Origin of the sequence: Myxococcus sp. CA005 (assembly GCF_006518205.1) — a bacterium.
Classification (GTDB): domain Bacteria; phylum Myxococcota; class Myxococcia; order Myxococcales; family Myxococcaceae; genus Myxococcus; species Myxococcus xanthus.
Map to the genome: position 1 here is coordinate 109,575 of NZ_SRLV01000016.1, position 21,686 is coordinate 131,260.

A 21,686-nucleotide genomic window follows, 5' to 3' on the forward strand; every position below is an offset into this window, starting at 1 on the left:
GTTCGAAGTGAAGAAGACACTGGTTCAGGTTCAGGCGGCGGTGACGCGGTCGGTGGGCATCGTCATCCACAAAGTGGTGCCATCATTCCGTCTGGCGGTCGCCCGGTTCCAATACAACATGGCGTCGAAGATGTACTCACACCAGGGCTACAAGTTCATCAACTGTGGCTACGCGGACATGGAGGGCGACCACAAGGCGGTGGATTTCAACCGGCCGGAGAATGTGTATGTGTTGTGGGAAAGCCTGTACCAGCGCGTGGTGGGGCAGGCGGAGCTTTCCGGTCGCGAAGTGCTGGAGGTCGGCTGCGGCCGCGGCGGTGGCAGTGAATACCTGATGACGCGGCTGAAGCCTCGCTCACTGACGGCGGTGGACCTCTCCGACGTGGCCATCGCGCGCTGCAAGGAGAACTACCGGCTGGACGGGCTGTCCTTCCAGGTGGGCAATGCCTGCGCGCTCCCGTTCGAGGACAGGCGCTTCGACGTGGTGGTGAATATCGAGTCGTCGCACTGCTACCCCTCGCAGTTGACGTTCTTCGAGGAGGTCAAGCGGGTGCTCAAGCCCGGGGGCGCTTTCTGCTTCGCGGACATCACCGAGTCCGCCGAGCACACCGCCCGCATCAACGAAGAGTTCAAGGCGCTGGGCTTCACGGTGGTCCACCATGAGAACATCACGGCGAACGTGGTGAAGGCGTTGAACGTGGTGAAGGAAACGCCTCAGTTCACCGAGGCCTTCGAGCGCTGGGAGTCGCCGAACAAGAAGGGCAACATGAAGGTCCCCTTGATGGTCATCAACGGGACGCTGAAGGACCTGAACTCGGGCAAGGAGTACCAGCGCTGGGTGGTGCGCCGCGAGGAGGCGACCGAGCGCCCGGTTGCTGGCGAGCAGGCGCGGGCCGCCGCTGCCATGGCGTGATGCGGATGGTGCGCCAAGGGGGCGCGCGAGCGGTGGCCCGCTCTCGCGCCCACGTCCTGGCTAGTCGTCCTGGCTCGGAGCGGGAGCGGGCGCAGGGGCCGGCTGCGGACGGCGGGAGTCGAAGGCCATCAAGATGGCGCCGACGACGAGCGCGGCGTCCGCGACGTTGAAGGCATACCAGGGGTTCACCGGCCAGAACCCGAAGTCAGCGACGACGAAGTCCGTCACGCTGCCCAGGCGGACGCGGTCAATCAGGTTGCCGACGCCGGCGCCGACGAGGCCGAGCGCGACGTGCAGCCGGTAGTGGTCCGCGGGCGTCTGGCGGACCAGGTGGATGACCAGCAGGAAGACGGGGATGGCCACCGCGCTGAGGATGAGCTGGGCGTAGGGCAGCGACCGGAACATGCCGAAGGTGATGCCGGTGTTCTCCACGTACTGGAAGCGGATGACGTCGCCGAAGACGCTCATGCCGGTGTAGCCCAGGGGCTTCACGTGCTCGCGGACCAGGACCTTCGTCCATTGGTCGAGGATGAGCAACAGCGTGGCCAGCCCGCCCACGACAAGGTACTTTCGACGCTCCGGAGTCATTTGCGGCGCAGCCTCCTACAAATGAGGTGGCCGGACAACCACCGGGAGTGTCGGCGAGCGGATGCACATCGTGCTCGCAGGGCCACTGGCAGACCGAGTTACCGCGTGGGGAAGGGCCAGGCGACGAGGGCCACCGGTACCGGTGTGGGCCGCTCCATGTACAGGGAGTGCGCGAACGGGCCGACCTCCCTTGTCTCGGAGAGTGCGTTGAACCGGCCTGTCATTTCGAGTTCGGCCCCACTTCGCTCCATCGAATGGTCGATGAACAGCGTCAGGACGCCTGTGTGGACCCAGCCGAACTCGAAAGTGAAGAGTCCCACCACGCATTCCAGCCGTCCCCGGCGAGGAGGGTGGCCTCCGGCGATGAGCGCCTCCGCGACGCGGGCGGCGGGGGCTGAGTCCAGATGGCTCTCGCTCAGGCTCCAGGATGCAAGAGGGCGCTCGAAGCGGATGGGGGTGCGCAGACACAGCACCGCGTGTTGAACCGCAGGCGGGAGGGAGGCGTCTTCACCCAGCAGCGCCGCGGCGCGCGCGAAGCGGCTTGCGTCGGAGGGCTCTGTGGCGACGAGATAGTTCCAGGCCGCGGAGAAGGGGCCGCCTCCGTATTCCACCAGATAGTCGTCGGGAGCTTGAACCCCCACGGCGGCCGTCCCTTCGGGGGCACGGTAGTAGCCGTATTTCTGGAGCGTTTCCAACTGCCAGAGCCCCGGGCCCACCCGGCCAAGGCGGGCAGCCCAGCGGTCGCTCGGAAAGTCCCTGGCTTCAGGCATTCGCGGCCGTGTCCAGGCCCAGTGCGTCGTCACCGCCCAATCACCCATGGCGAAGCATCCCAGCACGAGGGCCAGGGGGAAACGAGTGCTTCTGTTCGTCCAACGGCCGGACCAAGATGGGGGCAGTGTCTTCCCGTCTCGCCAGTCGCCCGCGTTGTTCCCGCTGCAACCTGGCGCTTCACCTGTGTCTGTGTGACGAGATTCCCCAGGTCCACACGCGGACGCGAATCCTCCTCCTGCAGCACGTGATGGAGATCGCGAAGAAGAGCAACACCGGCGGCGTGGCCGCGCTGGCGCTGGTGAACTCGAAGCGCCTCATCCACGGCTCCCTCAGCGGGAGCGCGGAGCTGGAGCTGCTCTCCGAGCCTGGGACGTGGCTGCTCTATCCCGATGGGCCGCCACCCCGGCCCGATACGCCGCCACCCCGGCAACTGGTGGTGCTGGACGCGAGCTGGTCCCAGGCGCGGCGGATGACACAGCGGGTCGCCGCGCTACGGACGCTGCCTCGCCTGGCGCTGCCGCCACCGGAGCCAGGACTCCTCCGGCTCCGCGAACCCTCGCACCCCTCCGGGATGTCCACCCTGGATGCCGTGGCTCGAGCGGTGGCGGCGCTGGAAGGGCCCGAAGTGGCCATGCCCCTGGCGCGGCTCGCCGCGCTCCGAGTCCAGCGGATCGCCGAGTGTGGGACGTTGTATTGAGCCCCAAGTATCCGTGCGCGGCTCCGTGTCTTCGTGAATTGACACGCGCTTGAGCCGGTCTTGATGGACTCGGGGTGTTTGTGATTGCGCTGCCAGGAGGCATTCGCCGCTTCTCCGCGGAGCCGACGCTGGCTCGCGGCGGCGCCCGACACCGCGATGTCAGTGGCGTGAGTTAAAGAGAATGTCGCGGCAGATGAACCTCCTCCAGGGACCTCATGAAGAAACAGAAAAACTCGCTCTTGCGGATAAAATGAAATCCGCGTAACATCTCTGTGACGTCAGCGTAGGCTGGCTCTTCTATTTCAAGAAGTTACGAGGGGGCGCCCCGGGATGTTCAGGGGCGTTGCCGGGCGGATGTGACGGTATCCGTGCCCAAGGCGGCATGGGCGTCCTCCTGGGCGTGGTGTGTCTTTCGATTGGGCGGCTCAGATTCTTCAACCAAGGCTCTGCGGCCCATCGTCGGCTGCGGGGCTGTTCTTAATTCTTCGCCATGTCCGCACGCATCAGAGAGCGTCAGGAGAGCTGGGGCACCATCATCTACGACAACCTCCGCGATGAGTTCTCTGCGAAGGTGTTCGAGGGCTGCGTGCCTGTGCCGCGGAGTCCCATCGGTTGTGGATGGCTCGTCACCGCGCCGTGCAACCTCGTGTGTATCCACTGCTACGGGAACGTCGAGGACCTGCCGTCGAAGCGGCTCTCCACGCCCCAGCAGCTCAAGGTGGCCGACGAAGTCATCCGCGCGGGAATCATGCGACAGATTCTCTCCGGCGGTGAGCCGTTGATGCGCCGAGACACGCTGAACGTCATCGACAAGCTCACGGACCATGGTGTCGCCACCATCCTCGGTACCAACGGCACCTTCCTGACGCAGCAGATGATGAAGACGGTGTCTCGCTGCACGCGCGTGGAAATCAGCCTCGATTCCATGGACGAGCGGGTCAACAACGAGATTCGCCCCAGCCGCAACGCCAAGGGTAACACCTACCAGGAGACGCTCCGGGCCATGGGCCTGTGCGTGGACCATGGCGTGGCGCCGCGAATCCTGACCTGTCTCAACCGCCACAACAGCCAGCATGTCGAGGAGCTGGCCCAGTTCATCTACGAGCGGGGCATCCGCGACTGGGCCATCTCCTGGACGCTCTCCGCCGGCCGCGCGTATCACATCTACGGCGAGTTGATGCCGGAGGAGACGTCGCACGTCACCGCGGCCGTGGAGCGGCTGCGGGTGCGCTACCCGGACATGCAGATTCGCCTGTCGGACCGCACCGTCAACTACAGCCGCTACTACTTCCTCATCTGGCCAGACGGCATCATGGGCACCGAGGAGATCGTCACCGGCAAGAAGCTCTTCTTCGCCTCGCTGGTGACGGGCTCCGTCCAGGACGGTTGGAAGCAAGAGAACTACGACCTGGACGCACACTTCCGGAAGTGGGTGGGGGACCGCATCGAGGTCATTCCCGCGGAAGGCCGGAAGCCCCTGGTCGCATAGGATGTCCGTGGCATGGAGCTGATTGACGTCATCGACACCCAGGGACAGGTGGTGGGGAGCGCGCCCCGCGACCAGATCTACGGCCAGAAGCTGCCCCATCGCATCGTGCATGTGATGGTGGAGCGCGACGGCAAGGTCTTCCTGCAGCGGCGCTCCCGGCACATGACCTTCATGCCCGGCCACCTGTGCACGTCCGCGGGAGGCCACGTGAGCGCGGGCGAGGCGCCCCTGGAGGCCGCCCAGCGGGAGCTCCAGGAGGAACTGGGCCTGGAGGGCTCGCTGGTGCCCGTGGCGGAGTTCGTCTTCGACGATGGGCACCACCGGCGCATCTTTCTCTACCGCGCCCGAATGGAAGGCCCGCTGCGCTTCTCCGAGCGGGAGGTGGACGGGGGCCTGTTCCTGGCGCCGGAGGAGTTGGGGCGCCTGCTGGACGAGCCCTGTCATCCCCAGTTGTGGCCCTGTCTGGAGCGCCTCTTCCCCGGGCCGAGCGCCGACGCGCGGACGCGATGGAAACAGTCCTCTACTCGCTGACGTCCGTCCTGCTGCGGTCGGGAAACAGCGTCTTCGACCGGCTCAGCTACGGGCTCCGCCGCCAGTCCATCCTCGTCCTCAACTTCGCCAACAACTTCGTCCCGTTCCTCTTGCTGGCGGCGCTGACGCCGCTGCTGCCGATGACGGACAGGGCGGGGTGGGCGCTCTATGGCAACGCGAGGCTCGCGCTGTTCGCGGTGAGCGTCCAGGGGGTGGCCTTCGCCTTCTCCTACGGCTTCCGGCACCTCACGGTCGCCCGGGTGAACATCGCCTCGCGCATCGGGGATGTGCTCATCCCCCTGGCGCTCATGCTGTCCGGCCGAACGGTGCACTGGACCGAGTACCTGTTCGCCCTCGCCGTGTCCGGCTGCTCGTTGCTGGCCGCGGGAGGTGGCTCGGACAGCCGCCGCGCCCTGTGGCTGCCGGCGTTCTTCATCACCGTGGCCGTCCTCGTGCAGAGCCTCTGCGGGGAGCTCTTCTTCCAGGGCCAGCCTTCGGGCGTGGCGTCCAACCTGGAGGTGAGCACCGCCTTGATGTTCTGGAGGAGCGCGGCGTGTCTGGTGCTGCTGCTCCTCTTCGGCGCCCGGGGGACGCTGGGGGCGCAGTTGAGCGAGCTGGTCGTGGACGGCCGCGCACGCACCAACCTGCTGGTGCGCGCCCTCTTCACCGTGGGCAATCAGGTCGCCTTCGTCATGGCGCTGGCGGCGGGAAACCGCGTCGTCGCCTGGCCCATCCTCAACTCGGTGACGCTCTTCTCCCTGGTGTTCGCCAACGCCTTCATCCAGGAGGCGCCCGCGCGACGCGAGGTGTTCGCCGTCGTGGCCATCGTCGCGTTGGCCGTGCTCAAGGCCGCGCTGTAGTTCGTGTCGGCGCCAGGTCCGGCAGCACCTGGTCCGCGAAGCGCAGCGAGAGGGCGGTGAGCGTCAGCGTCGGGTTGATGGCGCCGTTGTTCGGGAAGTTGCCGTTGGTGAGGGCGAACAGGTTCTTCGTCCCGAAGACGAGGTGCCTCCCGTCCACGACGCCCGAGTCCGGCCCTTGGCCGAAGCGCGCCGTGCCCACCGAGTGGTCCGCCCGGCGAATCACGCCCGAAACCCAGACCTCCGACTCGCGGCAGCCCGCGGTCTTCATCACCTGCATCAAGGTGTCGGTCATCCACTGCCAGCGCGCGGCGAACCCCGCGTCCACCGCGTAGTGAATCTCCACCTGGCGCTCGCCCGGCTTGCCCGTGAAGCGCAGGCGGTTCTCCGCCTGGGGGAACTCCTCGATGAAGCCATGGAGGTTGAGCCGGCTCTCCCGGGCGAAGGAGGCGATGTACTCGGGCGCCAGTTGCTCCTGGCGGACCCATGACTGCAGGTCCGGCTCCTCCGGGTACTCGGAGAAGATCATCTTCCCGGCGGCCTGCTGCTCCGGCGTGTCGAAGTGCCGAGAGAAGAGGGCGGGCATGGGGACTTCGCGCCCGTTGAACTCCCGGGGGGGCTTTGCCAGCTTGCCCTCGAGCTTCAGCATCGGGTGGGTAACCAGGTAGCGCCCGAGCGCGGGCAGGCGCTGCTCATCGAAGCCCGAGTGCCACAGCAGCTTGGGCGTCTCCAGGGCGCCCGCGGCCACCAGCACGGCGTCCGCGTCCAGCGTGGCCGTCTCGCCCTCGGGGGTGCGGTAGGTGACGCCCTGGGCCACCGCTCCCGCCATGCGCACGGCCAGCACCGGGCTGCTCGCGAGCAACCGGAAGCCCGGATGGGACTCCATGTCCGCCAGCAGCAGGGTGGGGTCGAAGCGCGCGCCCATCGGGCAATACCGGCACGTGCCAAACGTCATGCACGGGCCGCCCACACCCTCGCCGCCGGGGCCTCTGCGCGACATGGGAATGTGGTCATAGGTGATGCCCAGCGCCTTCAAGGCGTGGCGCACCGGCTCCGACTCGATGGGATACGGCGGGCTGTTCCACTTGTAGGGCTGCGAGCGCCAGGGCGTGGGATGTCCGTCCACGGGCGCGTTGGGGCCGGTGACGTTCAGCAGGGACTCAGCCTGGCTGTAATAGGGCTCGAGCTGGGTGTAGCTGAAGGGCCAGTCGTTCCCCTTGCCGGTGCGCTTGCGCAGCTCCAGGTCCTCGGGCTGGAGGCGGGGCGTCCAGCCGCTCCAGTGCAGCGTCGACCCGCCCACCGCCATGAGCCGGCTGCCCTTGATGAGGAAGTGGTCGCGCTCGGGTTGGACACCGGGGCGGGAGTTGGCGTCACCCTGCGAGTCCTCACAGGCGTGGTAGGGCCGCACGCCCGTGGTGACGAAGTCCAGCCAGCGGCGCGAGTCCCGCATGGGCGTGCGAGGGCCGGCTTCGAGCATCACCACCTCGTAGCCCCGCTCCAGCGCGGCGCGGGCGGTGATGACCGCGGCAACACCACTTCCGACGATACACAGCCTCATGGTTGTCAAATCCTGTCGGCGACCGCGCTGACTACAGTTCGTCCGAGGCGTGATAGGAGCCCGATTCGTGCGGCTCGTGCCAGAGCCCGCCCATGTGGCCATTCATGTTTCCGAAGCCAAACGTCCGGAAGCCCCCGCCGACCAGCGACATGATGGCCAGCTCGCCCACCACCTTCACGCGGTGGAGCTCTGGCAGCTCCAAGAGCCATTCCGCGGAGAGCTTCTCGGGCCGTTTCACCTCCGCCGCGAAACGGGTGTAGGTGGCCAGGTATGAGGGACGCTCCTCGCATTTGAGACGCAGATAGCCTTCCAGCAGCGCCTCGTTGAGCTGGCCGTCCATTCCCACGAAGCGTGAGAGCCAGCGGGCCGTATCGAGCAGGACCTCCCGCACGTCGTCGGGAAGGGGCCCTGCGCTGTCGGGCGCGATGAGCTGGAGGGGGGCCGAGCCCACCGTGGGAGGCGCAAGCCGCGGGCGAAGCGTGCCGCAACTGGAGGCCACCACGCCGATTCCCAACCACTGCAGGAGCTGTCTGCGATTCAGCAGCGCTTCCCTCGATACAGTCCCGGAGGAAGGAGATGTTTTCACGGCGTTGTTCATGACGGCTCAGCCCTCATGCTGCCCCAGTCTTCCCAGCGGAAGCAAGGGTTGCGGACATTGCCTCGATTGCTGCTCCATGGCAAAGAGCGGAGGCGATATGTGGATCGTCCGGCTGGCGCTCCGACGCCCCTATACCTTCGTGGTGGCGGCGCTGCTGCTCGTCTTCGTGAGTGTGCAGGTCATCCACGAATCCCCCACGGACATCCTCCCCGAGGTCGACATCCCCGTCATCAGCGTCGTCTGGAGCTATGACGGGCTGCCCGCGCAGCAGATCGAGCGGCAGATTACCCAATACAGTGAATACTCCCTGGCCAACAACGTGGCGAACCTGGCCCGGCAGGAAAGCCAGTCATTCGACGGTGTATCGGTCGCCCGGTTGTATCTACACCCCGGGGCTGACGTGGCCGAGGCCATGGCCCAGGTGACGGCGTCCTCGCAATCCATCACCCGGCGCATGCCTCCGGGGACGCAGCCGCCCATCATCCTCCGGTATTCGGCCAGCAGTGTGCCCATCCTCCAGGTGTCGTTCAGCAGTGAGACGCTCACCGAGTCGCAAATCTACGACCATGTGAATCAACGCGTCCGGCCTCTGCTCGGCACGGTCCGGGGCGCGCGCATTCCCCAGCTCATGGGCGGCAAGGTCCGTCAGATGACCGTGGATCTGGACCTGGAAGCCCTCGAGGCCCATGGGCTGGCGCCGCACGACGTCGCCTCGGCGGTCTCCGCGCAGAACCTGGTCCTGCCCACGGGGAACATCAAGATGGGCGCGCACGAGTACCGCGTGACGCTCAACAGCAGTCCGGAGACGCTCGCCGCGCTCAATGACATCCCGGTGCGCCGGAGCGATGGCCGCGTCGTGTTTCTCCGAGACGTGGCGCACGTGCATGACGGCTTCGCGGTGCAGACGAACATCGCCCGGGAGGAGGGCCGGCGCTCCGTCATCCTGTCCGTGATGAAGACGGGGGACGCCTCGACGCTGGAGGTCGCCCGCCGCGTGCGCGAACTGCTGCCCACCATCCAGGCCGCCGCGCCGGAGGGATTGTCGGTGCGGTTGCTGGCGGACCAGTCCTCCTTCGTGACGACCGCCATCCACGGGCTCCTGGTTGAAGGCGTCATCGCCGCGCTGCTGACGGCGACGATGATCCTCCTGTTCCTGGGGAGCTGGCGGAGCACGCTCATCATCGCCATCTCCATTCCCTTGTCGGTGCTCGCGGCCATCCTGGTGTTGCGGGGCCTCGGGTACACGCTCGACTCGATGACGCTGGGCGGGCTGGCGCTCGCGGTGGGCATCCTCGTGGATGACGCCACGGTGGAGATAGAGAACATCCACCGCAACCTGGCCATGGGGAAGCCGCTCACCCAGGCCATCCTGGATGGTGCGGAGCAGATCGCCGTGCCCGCCTTCGTCGCCTCGCTCTCCATTGGCATCGTCTTCGTCTCGGTGCTCTTCCTGGAGGGGCCGGCCCGATACTTGTTCCTGCCCATGGGCCTGGCGGTGGGGCTCTCCGTCATGGCCTCGTATCTGCTCTCGCGCACGCTGGTGCCCACGCTCGTACAGTTCCTGCTGCGCGCGGAGGTTCAGCGGCACGGGCAGCCCCAGACGGGCTGGCTGGCGCGACTGCACCACCGATTCGAGGAGGGCTTCGACCGCTTCCGTGCGCGGTACGTGAGGGCGCTCCAGGGGGCCCTGGCCCGGCCGCGCCGCGTGCTGGTTTTCTTCCTGCTCGCGGTGCTGGCGGCGGTGGGGTTGATGCCCTTCGTGGGCCGCGACTTCTTTCCCACCGTGGACGCGGGCCAGCTCCGCCTTCACGTCGTGGCGCCGCCGGGGACGCGCATCGAGGAGACGGAGCGGTACCTGTCGCTCGTGGAGGACGCCGTGCGCGAGCTCATCCCCGCCGAGGACCGGGTGAGCCTGATTGACATGATGGGCATGCCGGGCGGCTACAACCTCGCGCTGACGGACACCTCCAACGTGAGCAGCGCGGACGGGGAGGTCCTCGTGACGCTGGCTCCGAAGCGCCGGGTCCGGACGGACGCGTACGTCCGGCTGCTGCGCGAGGAGTTGCCGCGGCGCTTCCCCGAGCTCACGTTCTACTTCCAGCCCGCGGACATCGTGACGCAGATTCTCAACTTCGGGCTGCCGTCGCCCATTGACGTGCAGGTCTCCGGCTCCCAACGCGAGGCCACCTATGCCATCGCGCGGAAGCTCGAGGTGGAGCTGGGACAGGTCCGCGGCGCGGTGGACGTGCGCCTGTCGCAGGTGGTGAACGCGCCTCGGCTGCACTTCGAGGTGGACCGGGTCCGCTCCAGCGCGGTGGGGCTCACGCAGCGGGACGTGGCCAACAACGTGCTGCTCACCGTGTCATCCAGCTCGCAGGTGAGCCCCAGCTTCTGGATCGACCCGAAGACGGGGAACAGCTATCCGGTGTCGGTGCGCGTGCCGGAGACGCGGGTGTCCTCGGTGGAGGACCTGACGCGGATGGCGCTGCCCACCCGGGAAGGGCCCCAGCTCCTGGGTGACCTCACCCGGGTGCAGCGCGAGTGGACGCCCGTCTTCGTCACCCATGTGGACATCCAGCCCACCTTCAACGTCCGCGCGGACGTCCAGGACACGGACCTGGGCAGCGTGGCGTCGCGGCTGGAGCGGATCGTCGACCGCTACCGAGAGGAGCTGCCGCCGGGCTCGCGCATCCAGGTGCGTGGGCAGGTGGAGAGCATGCGCACCAGCTTCGACCGGCTGCTGTTGGGCCTGCTGTTCGCGGCGGTGCTCGTCTATGCGCTGATGGTGGTCAACTTCCAGTCCTGGCTGGACCCCTTCATCATCATCACCGCGCTGCCGGGGGCGGTGGTGGGCATGGTGGTTTCGCTGTTCGCCACGCAGACGCCCTTCAGCATTCCCTCGTTGATGGGCGCCATCATGAGCGTGGGCGTGGCCACGGCGAACTCCGTGCTGGTGGTGTCCTTCGCCAACGAGCAGCTCGCGCTCGGCGCGAGCGCGGCGGAGGCTGCGCTCGAAGCGGGGCGGGTGCGGGTGCGCCCCGTGTTGATGACGGCGCTGGCCATGGGCCTGGGCATGCTCCCCATGTCCCTGAACCTGGGCGAGGGCGGCGAGCAGAACGCCGCGCTCGGCTGCGCGGTCATTGGCGGCCTCGTGGGCGCCACGGTGGCGACCCTGTTCTTCGTTCCCGTCGTTTACAGTCTGATGCAGGCGCGGCGGGCTGTCCGCGCGGCGGCCCCTGAACTCGAGCCCTCGGTGACAGCGTGACGGAGCAGACCCCTGGCGTGGATGCCGCGGCGCCCGACGCCGCGGCGCGAGGCGGGCGCTGGCCCTGGGTGTTCGCCGCCTTGCTCCTGGTGCTGCTGGGGCTCGGCGTGGCGCCACGGTTGGAGCGGTCGCGCGCGTTGGATCGGCGTGAAGCGGAAGCCCGTCTGCCGCCGCTCGTGGCCACCGCGCGCGTGACGCGGTCCGAGCCGAAGGCGGAGCTCACGTTGCCAGGGACGGTCCTTCCCAGTCAGCGCGCGTCACTGCACGCCCGCATCAATGGCTTCGTGGGACGCATCCACGTCGACCTGGGCGACCGGGTCCGCGCGGGCCAGTTGCTGGCGGAGCTTGAAGCGCCCGAGCTCCAGGCGGAGTGTCACCGGGCCCGGGCGCGCCTGGATGAGACGGAGCGGAACCTGGAGCTCGCTCGCGCGTCCGCGCGGCGCGGGCAGATTCTCGCGGGAGAGGGCAACGTCAGCCACGAGGTGGCGGAGGAGGCGCGGGCGCGGGCCAACTCCGCGGAGGCTTCGCTGAAGAGCGCGAAGGCGGAGGTGGAGCGCCTCGAAGCGTTGTACGCATTTCGCCGCGTGGTGGCGCCGTTTGATGGTGTCATCGTGCGTCGCAACGTGGACCGGGGAGCGCTGGTCACCGCGGGCAGTGGCAGCGGAATGACGAGCCTGTTCGAACTCGCGCAGACGCACACGCTGAAGGTCTACGTGGACGTGCCGCAGTCCCTCGCCCATGACATCCGGCCGGGGCTCGAGGCGCGGATCTTCACGCTGGATGCGCCCGCGCGGGCGCTGCCGGGGCGCGTGGTGCGGACCGCGGGGGTGTTGGACCCAGGGACCCGCACGCTCCTGACGGAGGTGCAGCTCGCCAACACAGAGGCGCTGTTCGCCGGGTCATTCGTGCGCGTCCGGTTGCTCATCGAGCGCGAGGCTCCGCCCATGCTCATTCCGGCCAGCGCGCTGGCCGTGCGGAGGGAGGGGCCCACGGTCCTCGTGGTGGGGGAGGCGAATGCCGTCCAGCAGCGCGTGGTCGTGCTGGGGCGTGACCTGGGCGCGCATGTCGAGGTGATGGACGGATTGTCCGCGGAGGACAGGGTGGTGCTGAGCCCACCGGACACCCTGGGCGATGGGCGCGTGGTGCGCGTCGCGGAAGGGCGTGCCGCGCGCTAGTTCGCGTGGAGCTCAGCAAAATCGGATAGGGCTGCGATGTCGGTCAGCCTTGATATGCTGTGCGGACTGGAGACTTCGATGAAGCGTTTTCTGTGGCTGTCTGTTTTCGCGGTGGCGTCGGTGTCCAACGTGGCCTCCGCGAGTGAGGAGCTCTCGAAGGCCAAGAACTGCTCGACGTGTCATTCAGCGACGGCGCGGCTGGTCGGTCCCTCGTTCAAGGAGATTGCCGCCCGCTATGCGAAGCAGGAGGGCGTGGAGGACAAGCTGGCGCAGCGCGTGCGCAAGGGCAGCAGCGGTGTCTGGGGCGCCATTCCGATGCCGGCGAACGCCCAGGTGTCGGAGGCCGAGGCGCGCGCGCTGGTGAAGTGGATCATGACGCAGAAGTAGCCCGCGGAGGTGCCCATTTCCTGCGCACGTCGTTGCAGGTAATGGGCCGGCATGCCGAAGAAGAATGTGTCGCTGGCGGCGCAGTGGAAGCGCGTGGAACTGAGCACGGAGGTGCCGCCGCCCGTGGCTTTTCTCCCCGTGGGTCGTCCGGTATAGACCGGGGCATGGCGTTCATCGCGTTCTCCACCATCAAGGGCGGCGTCGGCAAGACGACGCTCTGCTCGCATGTGGCGGCGGCCCTCGCGGATGCCGGCCGCCAGGTGCTGCTGCTGGACCTGGACCCCCAGGCCCATGCGTCGCTGGTGCTGGGGCTGGAGAGCCGGGAAGGCCCGTGCGTGGGGGATGCGCTCGGGCCCCGTCCCAAGCACACGCTGGCGCAGGTGGTCGTGGCTTCACCGAAGCGGCCCGGCTTGTTCATCGCCCCCGCCGCGCCGCGCATGGCCGCGCAGGAGCGCGAGCTGTTTCAGTGGGGCCACCGCCTCCAGGCGATTCCTCGCGCGCTCAAGACGCTGGGGTGGACGCCGGACATCATCCTCGCGGACACCCCGCCCAGCATCGGCGCCTACACCGAGGCCGTGCTCGCCTCCGCGGACCTGGTCGTGGCCCCCGTGCCCACCGGCGCCTTCGCGCTCCAGGGGCTGGGGGAAATCGAGACCGCCTGGCGTGACGTTCGCGAGCAGGGCGGTGAGCTGGTGGCGGTGGTGAATCTGTGGGATCGCCGCACCACCGCGACCAACGAGGCCATGGAGGGCGCGCTGAGCGAGTCCACCGTGCCCGTCCTGCGGGCTCGGATTCCGCGATCGGAGTCCATCAACCAGGCGGGGCTGGGCTACGAGGTGGTGTTCGACACGAGCCCGCAGGCGGCCGGCGTGGAGGAGCTGCGGGCCCTGGCGCAGGAGTTGGCGAAGCGCGTGGGGCTGCGCTGAAACGGCGAACGGCACCGTCCGCCACGAGGGCGCACGGTGCCGTCCCGGGGAAGCCGAATCAGAGGTTGTAGTGGCCCGAGGCCTCGGGCTGGTAGGGCACCGCGACGATGCGCAGCCGCTTGGAGCGTCCGCCCGGCAGGGGCCAGGTGATGGTCTGCCCCACGGTCAGTCCGATGAGCGCGCTGCCGATGGGGGCCAGGACGGAGATGCGGCCATCGTCGCTGCTGGCGTCGCGCGGGTAGACAAGGGTGACCTCCCGGCGCTCTCCCGATTGTTCGTCCTCGAAGACGACCTTGCTGTTCATCGTCACGACGTCGGGCGGCACCTCTTCCGAAGCGACGACGCGGGCCCGGGTCAGCTCCGCGTCAAGCATTTCCGCGAACTCGGCCGTGCGGCCGCCTCCGTTGTGGTCCACCACCTGGCGCAGGCGCTCCAAGTCGGCTTCGGTCACGATGAGGGTCTGTTCGCTTCGCATGTCAGGGGCCTCCTGTGGGAGGGAGTAATGGGTTAAGCCCATTCTAACTGCCTCGCCTGCTATTTATTCCCGAGTCGCCCCCAAAAGGCGACCCGGTCGTTTCATTCCGCTCAGAAGGCGCAGTCCGTGCCCCGGGTGGGCAGCGCGGAACGCCCCCCAGAAAGATACGCATCGCAGGCCTTGGCGGCTTCGCGGCCGTCCGACAGGGCCCAGACGATGAGGCTGGCGCCCCGGCTCGCGTCCCCGGCGCAGAATACCCCGTCCGCGGACGTGGCGAAGCGCGCGTCCACCTGCACCGTGCCGCGGGGTGACAGCTTCACCCCCAACTCCTCGGAGAGGTTGCCCGCCTCGGGCCCCGTGAAGCCCATGGCCAGCACCAGCAGGTCCGTTTCGAACGTCACCTCGGTGCCGGGACGTTCAATGAGGCGGGGCAGGGCGCCAGGACCGGGCTGGAACTCGATTTCCACGGCGTGCAGCGTCTGGAGCCGTCCGTCGCTGCCCGTCAGCCGCTTCGTCATCAGCGCGAAGCGGCGCTCGCCGCCTTCCTCCTGGCTGGTGGAGGTGCGGAAGATGACGGGCCACCTCGGCCAGGGGTTGCCCTCCGCGCGCACCGGGGGCGGCGCGGGGAGGAGCTCCACCTGCCGCACGCTCGCCGCCCCCTGACGCAGCGCGGTACCCAGGCAGTCCGAGCCGGTGTCGCCGCCGCCCAGCACCACGACGTGCCGGCCGGCCGCGTCCAGGCGTGGGTCCTTCTGGCCATGGCCCGAGACGAGCCGGTTCTGGTGCTCCAGGTACTCCATGGCCTGGACGACACCGGACAGTTCGCGTCCGGGGACTTCCAGCTCGCGCGGACGGCGCGCGCCCATGGCCAGCACCAGGGCGTCATGCTTCGCGCGCAGCTCGCGGTAGCTCAGGGCGCCGCCCACGTCCACGCCGGTGACGAAGGTGATGCCCTCCGCCTCCATCAGCGCCAGGCGCCGGTCCACCACGGACTTCTCCAGCTTGAAGTCGGGGATGCCATAGCGCAGCAGGCCGCCGGCCCGGGCATCCCGCTCGTACACGGTGACGGTGTGTCCGGCCGCGTTGAGCTGCGCCGCCGCCGCCAGTCCCGCGGGCCCGGAGCCCACCACACCCACCGTCTTCCCGGTGCGGCGTGCCGGAGGCCGGGGCTTCACCCAGCCCTCCGTGAAGGCCCGTTCGACGATTTCCTTCTCCATCTGTTCGATGGTGACCGGGTCCCGGTCGATGGCGAGCACACACGCGGCCTCGCACGGCGCCGGGCACAGCCGGCCCGTCATCTCCGGGAAGCCATTGGTGCGGCTGAGCAAGTCATACGCCTCGCGCCAGCGCCCGCGGTACACGGCCTCGTTGAAGTCGGGGATGAGGTTCCCCAGGGGACAGCCCTGGTGGCAGAAGGGGACGCCACAGTCCATGCAGCGGCCGGCCTGCCGTTTGGCCTCGTCGGGGGCCAGCGGCAGCGCGAACTCGCGCCAGTCGCCCAGCCGGTCCGCCTTGTCCCGCTTGTCCGCGTGGACGCGCTCCCACTCGATGAATCCAGTTGGCTTACCCATGGCTCAGGCCCTCCCCGCCGCGGACTGGGGCAGCGCCGCGGATGTGGGCTCCGGTGGTCTGCGCGCCGCGCGCCGTGCCTGGAGGACCCGCTTGTAGTCCGTGGGCATCACCTTCACGAAGCGCGGCACCATCAGCTCCCAGTTGTCCAGCACCCGCCGCGCCAGCGCGCTGCCGGTGTGGTGCAGGTGCCGCTCCACCATGCCGTGAACGAGCCAGATTTCGGATTCGTCCACCAGGGACTCCAGGTCCACCATCTCCAGGTTGCAGCGCTGCCGGAAGGACTGCTCGCGGTCGAGCACGTAGGCGATGCCGCCGCTCATGCCGGCAGCGAAGTTGCGCCCGGTGGGGCCCAGCACCACCACCGCGCCGCCCGTCATGTATTCGCAGCCGTGGTCGCCCACGCCCTCCACGACGGCCTGCGCGCCGCTGTTGCGCACCGCGAAGCGCTCACCCGCGAGCCCCCGCAGGTAGACCTCGCCGGCCGTGGCGCCGTAGAGCGCGGTGTTGCCCACCAGCACGTTGTCCTCGGCGGTGAAGCGGCTGGCCTGCGGCGGGTAGACGATGATGCGTCCACCGGACAGGCCCTTGCCCACGTAGTCGTTGGCGTCGCCTTCCAGCTCCAACGTCACGCCCTTCACCACGAAGGCGCCGAAGCTCTGGCCCGCGGAGCCCTTCATCCGCACGTGGAGCCGGCCATCCGGCAACCCCTGGCCCCCGTGACGCCGGGCAATCTCCCCCGACAGCAGGGCGCCCACGGCGCGGTGGGTGTTGGCCACCGGCACGTTGAGCAGCATGGGCGGTCCGCCGTCCAGCACCGCGCTGGCGTCGCGCAGCAGCGCGTGGTCCAGGTGGTCGGACACGTCCTTGATGCGCGGCTCGGTGCAGTGGCGCGGCTCGCTGTCCGGCGCGGCCGGTGCGGCCAGCAGCCCGGACAGGTCCACGCGCTTCGCCTTCCAGTGGTCCACCGCCGGGCGCTGCCGCAGCAGGTCTACGCGGCCCACCAGCTCTTGCAGGGAGCGAGCGCCCAGCGCGGCCATCCGCTGGCGCAGGTCCTCCGCGATGAGGAGGAAGAAGTTCACCACGTCCTCGGGCTTGCCCTGGAAGCGCTCGCGCAGCCCCGCGTCCTGCGTGGCGATGCCCGCCGAACAGGTGTTGAGGTGACACTTGCGCAGCATGATGCAGCCCACGGCCACCAGGCTGGCGGTGGCCATGCCGAACTCCTCGGCGCCCAGGAGCGTGGCCACCAGCACGTCCCGTGCGGTGCGCATGCCGCCGTCCGCCTGAACGCGGATGCGCGAGCGCAGCCCGTTGTGCACCAGCACCTGCTGCGTCTCCGCCAGCCCCAGCTCCCAGGGCAGGCCCGCGTGCTGGATGCTGGACAGTGGCGAGGCGCCCGTGCCGCCCTCGTAGCCGGAGATGACCACGCAACTGGCGCCGGCCTTGGCCACGCCCGCGGCGATGGTGCCCACGCCCACCTCGCTCACCAGCTTCACGCTGACGCGCGCGGCCGGATTCACCGACTGGAGGTCGTAGATGAGCTGCGCCAGGTCCTCGATGGAGTAGATGTCGTGGTGCGGCGGCGGAGAGATGAGCGTCACGCCCGGCGTGGACCAGCGCACGCGGGCAATTCGCTCATCCACCTTGTGGCCGGGAAGCTGGCCGCCCTCGCCGGGCTTGGCGCCCTGGGCCACCTTGATTTGGAGCTCGTCCGCGTTGACCAGGTACTCCGTGGTGACGCCGAAGCGCGCGCTGGCCACCTGCTTGATGGCGCTGCGGCGCAGGTCTCCGTTCTCGTCCCGGGTGTAGCGCCGCGACTCCTCGCCGCCCTCGCCGCTGTTGGAGCGCCCGCCCAGCCGGTTCATCGCGATGGCCAGCGTCTCGTGCGCCTCCGCGCTGATGGAGCCGAAGGACATGGCGCCGGTGACGAAGCGCCGGGCAATGGAGAGCGCCGGCTCCACCTCGTCCAGCGGCACGGGCGTGCGGCCCTCGTGGGCGATTTCGAGCAGGCCGCGCAGGTTGGAGTGCTCGCGCGTCTCGTCGTCCGCCAGCCGCGAGTACTCCGCGAAGGTGGCGGCGTCGTTCGCGCGCACCGCCGCCTGGAGCTTGGCGATGGTGGCCGGGTTCCACTTGTGCCGCTCGCCCAGCCGCCGCCAGCGGTACTGCCCGCCCACGGGCAGCATGCCGGCCTCTGCGTCCGCTTCCGCGCCGAAGCCCCGGGCATGGCGCTCCGCCACTTCGCGCCCCAGCTCCGGCAGGCCCACCCCCTCCACGCGCGACGCCGTGTCGGTGAAGTGCCGTTCCACCAGCGAGCGCTGGAGCCCCACGGCCTCGAAGAGCTGCGCGCCGCGGTAGGACTGCAGCGTGGAGATGCCCATCTTCGACATCACCTTGAGCAGGCCTTCCTCCACGGCGCGGATGAAGCGGTCCTGCGCCTTCTCCGCGTCCACGGCCAGCTCGCCGCTGTCCGCCAGGGCCCGGAGCGTGTCCAGCGCCAGGTACGGGTTCACCGCCGCGGCGCCGTAGGCGAACAGGCAGGCGAAGTGGTGCACCTCGCGCGCCTCCGCCGTCTCCAGCAGCAGGCCGGTGTACATGCGGATGCCGTCACGCACGAGCCGCTGGTGCACCGCGGACATGGCCAGCAGCGCGGGGATGGCCGCGTGCGCCGCGTCCACGCCGCGGTCGCTCAAGAGCAGGATGCTGGCGCCGGCGTCCACCGCGTCCACGGCCTCGTTGCAGAGCTTCTCCACCGCCGCCTCGAGCGCGCCTTCGCCGCCGTCCAGGGCGTAGAGGAGCGACAGGCGGCGCGTCTCGAACAGGCCCTCGTCATTGATGGCCGCCAGCCGCGCGAGCTGCCCATTGGTGAGGATGGGGCCGGGGAGGGACAGCCGGTGGCACTGCTCCGGCGTCTCCTCGAAGGTGTTGCTCTCCGGACCCAGCGCGGTGGCCAGCGTCATCACCAGCGACTCGCGCAGCGGGTCGATGGGCGGGTTGGTCACCTGCGCGAAGAGCTGGTGGAAGTAGGAGAAGAGGCTGGGGGCGTGGTCGCTGAGCACCGCCAGCGGCGTGTCCGTGCCCATGGAGCCCACCGGCTCCTTGCCCGTCTCCGCCATGGGCGTGAGCACCGAGCGCACGTCCTCGGCGGTGTAGCCGAAGGCGCGCTGGGCCCGCCACAGCTCCTCGCCGCGCAGGCGCACCGGGGCGGCGACGGAGGGGAGGTTGTCGAAGGTGTAGACGTTGCGCTGGAGCCAGCGGCGGTAGGGCCAGCGCGTGGTGATGTCGCGCTTGACGTCCTCGTCCTCCAGGATGCGTCCTTCGGTGGTGTCCACCAGCAGCATGCGGCCCGGCGTCAGGCGGCCCTTGCGGCGCACCTGCGAGGGCGGGACGTCGATGACGCCCATCTCCGAGGCGAGGATGATGCGGTCATCCTCCGTGACGAGGTAGCGCGCGGGCCGCAGGCCGTTGCGATCCAACGTGGCGCCGATGAGCTGCCCGTCCGTGAAGGCGATGGCCGCCGGCCCATCCCACGGCTCCAGCAGGGCGGAGGAGTATTCATAGAAGGCGCGCCGCTCGTCGGACATCAGCGCGTCGCCCTCCCACGCCTCCGGAATCATCATCATCAGCGCGTGGGGCAGGGTGCGGCCGCCCAGGTAGAGCAGCTCCACCATGTTGTCGAACTGCGCCGAGTCGCTCTTGCCCGGGACGATGATGGGCTGGAGCGCCTCCAGGCTGCCGCCCAGTCGCGCCGTCTGGAGCAGGCCGCGCCGCGCGGTCATCCAGTTCCGGTTGCCGCGCATGGTGTTGATTTCGCCGTTGTGCGCGATGAAGCGGAACGGCTGCGCCAGCTCCCACGTGGGGAACGTGTTGGTGGAGAAGCGTGAGTGAACCAGGCCCAGCGCGCTCACGAAGTCCGGCTGCTGCAAATCGGAGTAGAAGCGCGGCAGGTCCACCGGCAGCATCAGCCCCTTGTAGACGAGCGTCTCCGACGACAGCGACGCCACGTGGAAGCGGCCCTTGGGGTCCACGCCGCGCGCCTGGATGAGGTTCTCCGTCAGCTTGCGGATGCGGTACAGCTTCCGCTCGAAGGCGCTGGGGACCATTCGCCGCCGCGCCACGAAGAGCTGGCGGATGACGGGGGCGGCCTCTCGCGCCACGGGGCCCAGGTGCTCCGGGTTCACGGGCACGTCGCGCCAGCCGAGCACGCGCTGGCCCTCTTGTACGACGACTTCCTCGAAGGCGGCCTCGCAGGCGGCCCGGGCCTCGGGCTCGGGCGGGAGGAAGACCTGCCCCACGCCGTAGTGCCGGCGCGGCGGGAGGGCGAAGGGCAGCTTCGGGGACTCTCGCTCGAAGAAGCGGTGGGGGAGCTGCACCAGGATGCCGGCGCCGTCACCGGTTCGTGGGTCCCTGCCCGCGGCCGCCCGGTGGCTGAGCCGGTTGAGGAGCTCCAGGGCGTCCTCGACGATGCCTCGCGAGCGTTCACCCCTCAGGTGGGCGACGAATCCCACGCCACAGGCGTCATGCTCGGTGTCTGGCTCATACAGGCCGTACCGGCCGGGGCGGAATGCCGACATCAAGAGTCCCCTCTCCCGACGACGCGGGTTGTCATCAAGAATAATGCAGTGTCGCCACACGTTAACGCGCTGCGTTGGCTGGCGTAAAGGGAAGTCCCCGACCCCACCGTGTGAGGAGGGCGGGGTGAGGAGGGACCTGGCTGGCCCGGCATGAACTACAGTGCCGCGCCTTGTCACATTCCGGCGGTGGCCAAGGGGCTCCGACGCCTGGATGCCGCACCGCGCGAGGTTGCTCCCATGCCGTACACCCCGATCATCGGCACGCTCGGTTACGTGATGTCACCGGACGGGCATCGCGTGTTGCTCGTCCACCGCAACGCCCGCCCGGATGATGCCCACTACGGGAAGTTCAATGGCTTGGGCGGGAAGATGGAGCGCGACGAGGACGTGGCCGCCTGCATGCGCCGGGAGATTCGCGAGGAGGCCGGCATCGAGTGCACGCAGATGGTGCTCCGCGGCACCATCTCCTGGCCGGGCTTTGGCAAGCACGGGGAGGACTGGCTGGGCTTCGTGTTTCGCATCGACCGCTTCGAAGGCACCCCGCTCGAGCGGAACCCGGAGGGCTCCCTCTCCTGGGTGCCCGTGGCGGATATCCAAGGCCTCAACCTGTGGGACGGCGACCGGCACTTCCTGCCGCTGGTGTTCGACGCCGACCCCCGGCCGTTCCATGGCGTCATGCCGTATTCCGGTGGCCGCGCGCTGAGCTGGTCCTTCAGCCGCCTGTAAAGGGCTGTCGCGAAAGGGCTTTTCCGCGCGCCATTCCTCCGTGGACGACCGGACGGGCATTCCACCGCGCGTAAGAATTTTTACTCAGCGAGCGTTGACGGATGAGGGCCGTGGGGGGTATCCACGTCCGCAGTGAGAGTGAGAACGATTCTCAATTTCGAACTTCCGGAGCCCGCCGCGGATGCAGCATCCTCGGTGTTGGCGCAACCCACTGGGGCGCTCTTCCGCATGGGGGATGCCGCCGGGGTGGAGGGCTTCTGGAGCCGCTGGAGCGGGGCCGTTGTCGTTGCGGTCGTGCTCCACGCGGTCGTCGTCGCGGCGGGACTGTCCGTGTCCCCGGCGTCGCCGAAGAAGGTGGTGCGGGAGGAGCCGGAGTTGGTGTTGCTGGCGTTCGCCGCGCCTCCGCCCCCGCCGCCCGCGGGTGGTGGAGGGGCGCAGCCGGCCGCGAAGAAGGAAGTGCAGCGCCAGGCGCGTCCCAAGCCGGCGCAGCGGGTGATGCCGACCCCCGTTCCCCGGCCCGAGCGGGTGGCGGAGGTGAAGCCGGAGACGCCCCCTGAGCCGGAGCCCGTGGTGGAGCCCGAGCCTGCTCC

Annotated in this window: 17 protein-coding genes and 1 pseudogene; 11 read left to right on the plus strand and 7 right to left on the minus strand. The window is 68.9% G+C overall.

The annotated features are described in order from the left end of the window. Positions 1-7: 7 nt before the first annotated feature. Complete coding sequence (locus FMQ63_RS09895; protein WP_020478104.1) at positions 8-913, plus strand: class I SAM-dependent methyltransferase; 906 nt, start codon at positions 8-10, stop codon at positions 911-913. 60 nt (positions 914-973) lie between these two features. Here the strand turns inward: FMQ63_RS09895 and lspA are convergent, their stop codons facing one another. Together lspA and FMQ63_RS09905 are read right to left on the minus strand one after the other, a co-directional pair. Then, positions 974-1,501: a signal peptidase II gene (gene lspA, locus FMQ63_RS09900; RefSeq protein WP_011553940.1), complete on the minus strand. Its 528-nt coding sequence runs from the start codon at positions 1,499-1,501 to the stop codon at positions 974-976. Between the two features lie 98 nt (positions 1,502-1,599). After that, positions 1,600-2,271, minus strand: coding sequence for a hypothetical protein (locus FMQ63_RS09905; protein WP_020478103.1), 672 nt, complete (start codon positions 2,269-2,271; stop codon positions 1,600-1,602). Positions 2,272-2,387: 116 nt separating this feature from the next. Here FMQ63_RS09905 and FMQ63_RS09910 point away from each other — a divergent pair, with 116 nt between their 5' ends. The 4 genes from FMQ63_RS09910 (at position 2,388) to FMQ63_RS09925 (ending at position 5,849) form a co-directional block, all read left to right on the plus strand. After that, complete coding sequence (locus tag FMQ63_RS09910; protein ID WP_020478102.1) at positions 2,388-2,969, plus strand: tRNA-uridine aminocarboxypropyltransferase; 582 nt, start codon at positions 2,388-2,390, stop codon at positions 2,967-2,969. A 490-nt stretch (positions 2,970-3,459) separates the two neighbouring features. After that, positions 3,460-4,458: a radical SAM protein gene (locus tag FMQ63_RS09915; RefSeq protein ID WP_011553938.1), complete on the plus strand. Its 999-nt coding sequence runs from the start codon at positions 3,460-3,462 to the stop codon at positions 4,456-4,458. Positions 4,459-4,470: 12 nt separating this feature from the next. Next, positions 4,471-4,989: an NUDIX domain-containing protein gene (locus FMQ63_RS09920; RefSeq protein WP_011553937.1), complete on the plus strand. Its 519-nt coding sequence runs from the start codon at positions 4,471-4,473 to the stop codon at positions 4,987-4,989. Beyond that, a complete protein-coding gene (locus FMQ63_RS09925) occupies positions 4,965-5,849 on the plus strand; it encodes a hypothetical protein (protein WP_011553936.1) in 885 nt (294 codons plus the stop codon). Before FMQ63_RS09920 ends, FMQ63_RS09925 begins: the two co-directional genes overlap by 25 nt. Here FMQ63_RS09925 and FMQ63_RS09930 read toward each other — a convergent pair. Both FMQ63_RS09930 and FMQ63_RS09935 read right to left on the minus strand, forming a co-directional pair. After that, positions 5,833-7,404, minus strand: a complete 1,572-nt coding sequence (locus FMQ63_RS09930; RefSeq protein WP_020478101.1) for a GMC family oxidoreductase N-terminal domain-containing protein — start codon at positions 7,402-7,404, stop codon at positions 5,833-5,835. The two genes, FMQ63_RS09925 and FMQ63_RS09930, sit on opposite strands and share 17 nt — an antisense overlap. A gap of 31 nt (positions 7,405-7,435) precedes the next feature. After that, the gene (locus FMQ63_RS09935; protein WP_225909288.1) at positions 7,436-7,990 is read right to left on the minus strand and encodes a hypothetical protein; all 555 of its coding nucleotides are present in this window, start codon (positions 7,988-7,990) and stop codon (positions 7,436-7,438) included. A gap of 109 nt (positions 7,991-8,099) precedes the next feature. Here FMQ63_RS09935 and FMQ63_RS09940 point away from each other — a divergent pair, with 109 nt between their 5' ends. The 4 genes from FMQ63_RS09940 (at position 8,100) to FMQ63_RS09955 (ending at position 13,755) form a co-directional block, all read left to right on the plus strand. Continuing rightward, positions 8,100-11,267 (plus strand): efflux RND transporter permease subunit, encoded by a 3,168-nt coding sequence (locus FMQ63_RS09940; protein ID WP_011553933.1) that lies wholly within the window; start codon positions 8,100-8,102, stop codon positions 11,265-11,267. Beyond that, positions 11,264-12,442, plus strand: a complete 1,179-nt coding sequence (locus FMQ63_RS09945; RefSeq protein ID WP_020478100.1) for an efflux RND transporter periplasmic adaptor subunit — start codon at positions 11,264-11,266, stop codon at positions 12,440-12,442. The genes FMQ63_RS09940 and FMQ63_RS09945 overlap by 4 nt, the downstream gene beginning before the upstream one ends. Positions 12,443-12,520: 78 nt before the next feature. Beyond that, positions 12,521-12,829 (plus strand): c-type cytochrome, encoded by a 309-nt coding sequence (locus tag FMQ63_RS09950; RefSeq protein WP_011553931.1) that lies wholly within the window; start codon positions 12,521-12,523, stop codon positions 12,827-12,829. 164 nt (positions 12,830-12,993) lie between these two features. Then, positions 12,994-13,755: a ParA family protein gene (locus FMQ63_RS09955; protein ID WP_026114108.1), complete on the plus strand. Its 762-nt coding sequence runs from the start codon at positions 12,994-12,996 to the stop codon at positions 13,753-13,755. 58 nt (positions 13,756-13,813) lie between these two features. Here the strand turns inward: FMQ63_RS09955 and rnk are convergent, their stop codons facing one another. From rnk to gltB, 3 genes are all read right to left on the minus strand, one after another. Further along, positions 13,814-14,230 carry a nucleoside diphosphate kinase regulator gene (gene rnk / locus FMQ63_RS09960; RefSeq protein WP_011553929.1) on the minus strand — a complete coding sequence of 139 codons (417 nt, stop codon included), beginning with the start codon at positions 14,228-14,230 and terminating at the stop codon, positions 13,814-13,816. A 110-nt stretch (positions 14,231-14,340) separates the two neighbouring features. Next, positions 14,341-15,801, minus strand: a complete 1,461-nt coding sequence (locus FMQ63_RS09965) for a glutamate synthase subunit beta (RefSeq protein WP_011553928.1) — start codon at positions 15,799-15,801, stop codon at positions 14,341-14,343. A 3-nt stretch (positions 15,802-15,804) separates the two neighbouring features. Continuing rightward, positions 15,805-20,370 carry a glutamate synthase large subunit gene (gltB, locus tag FMQ63_RS09970; protein WP_011553927.1) on the minus strand — a complete coding sequence of 1,522 codons (4,566 nt, stop codon included), beginning with the start codon at positions 20,368-20,370 and terminating at the stop codon, positions 15,805-15,807. Between the two features lie 237 nt (positions 20,371-20,607). On the opposite strand from gltB, the gene FMQ63_RS09975 reads away from it, so the two are divergent. Further along, a complete protein-coding gene (locus FMQ63_RS09975) occupies positions 20,608-21,096 on the plus strand; it encodes an 8-oxo-dGTP diphosphatase (protein WP_011553926.1) in 489 nt (162 codons plus the stop codon). 138 nt (positions 21,097-21,234) lie between these two features. After that, positions 21,235-21,686, plus strand: a pseudogene (locus FMQ63_RS09980) (energy transducer TonB); the annotation flags it as partial.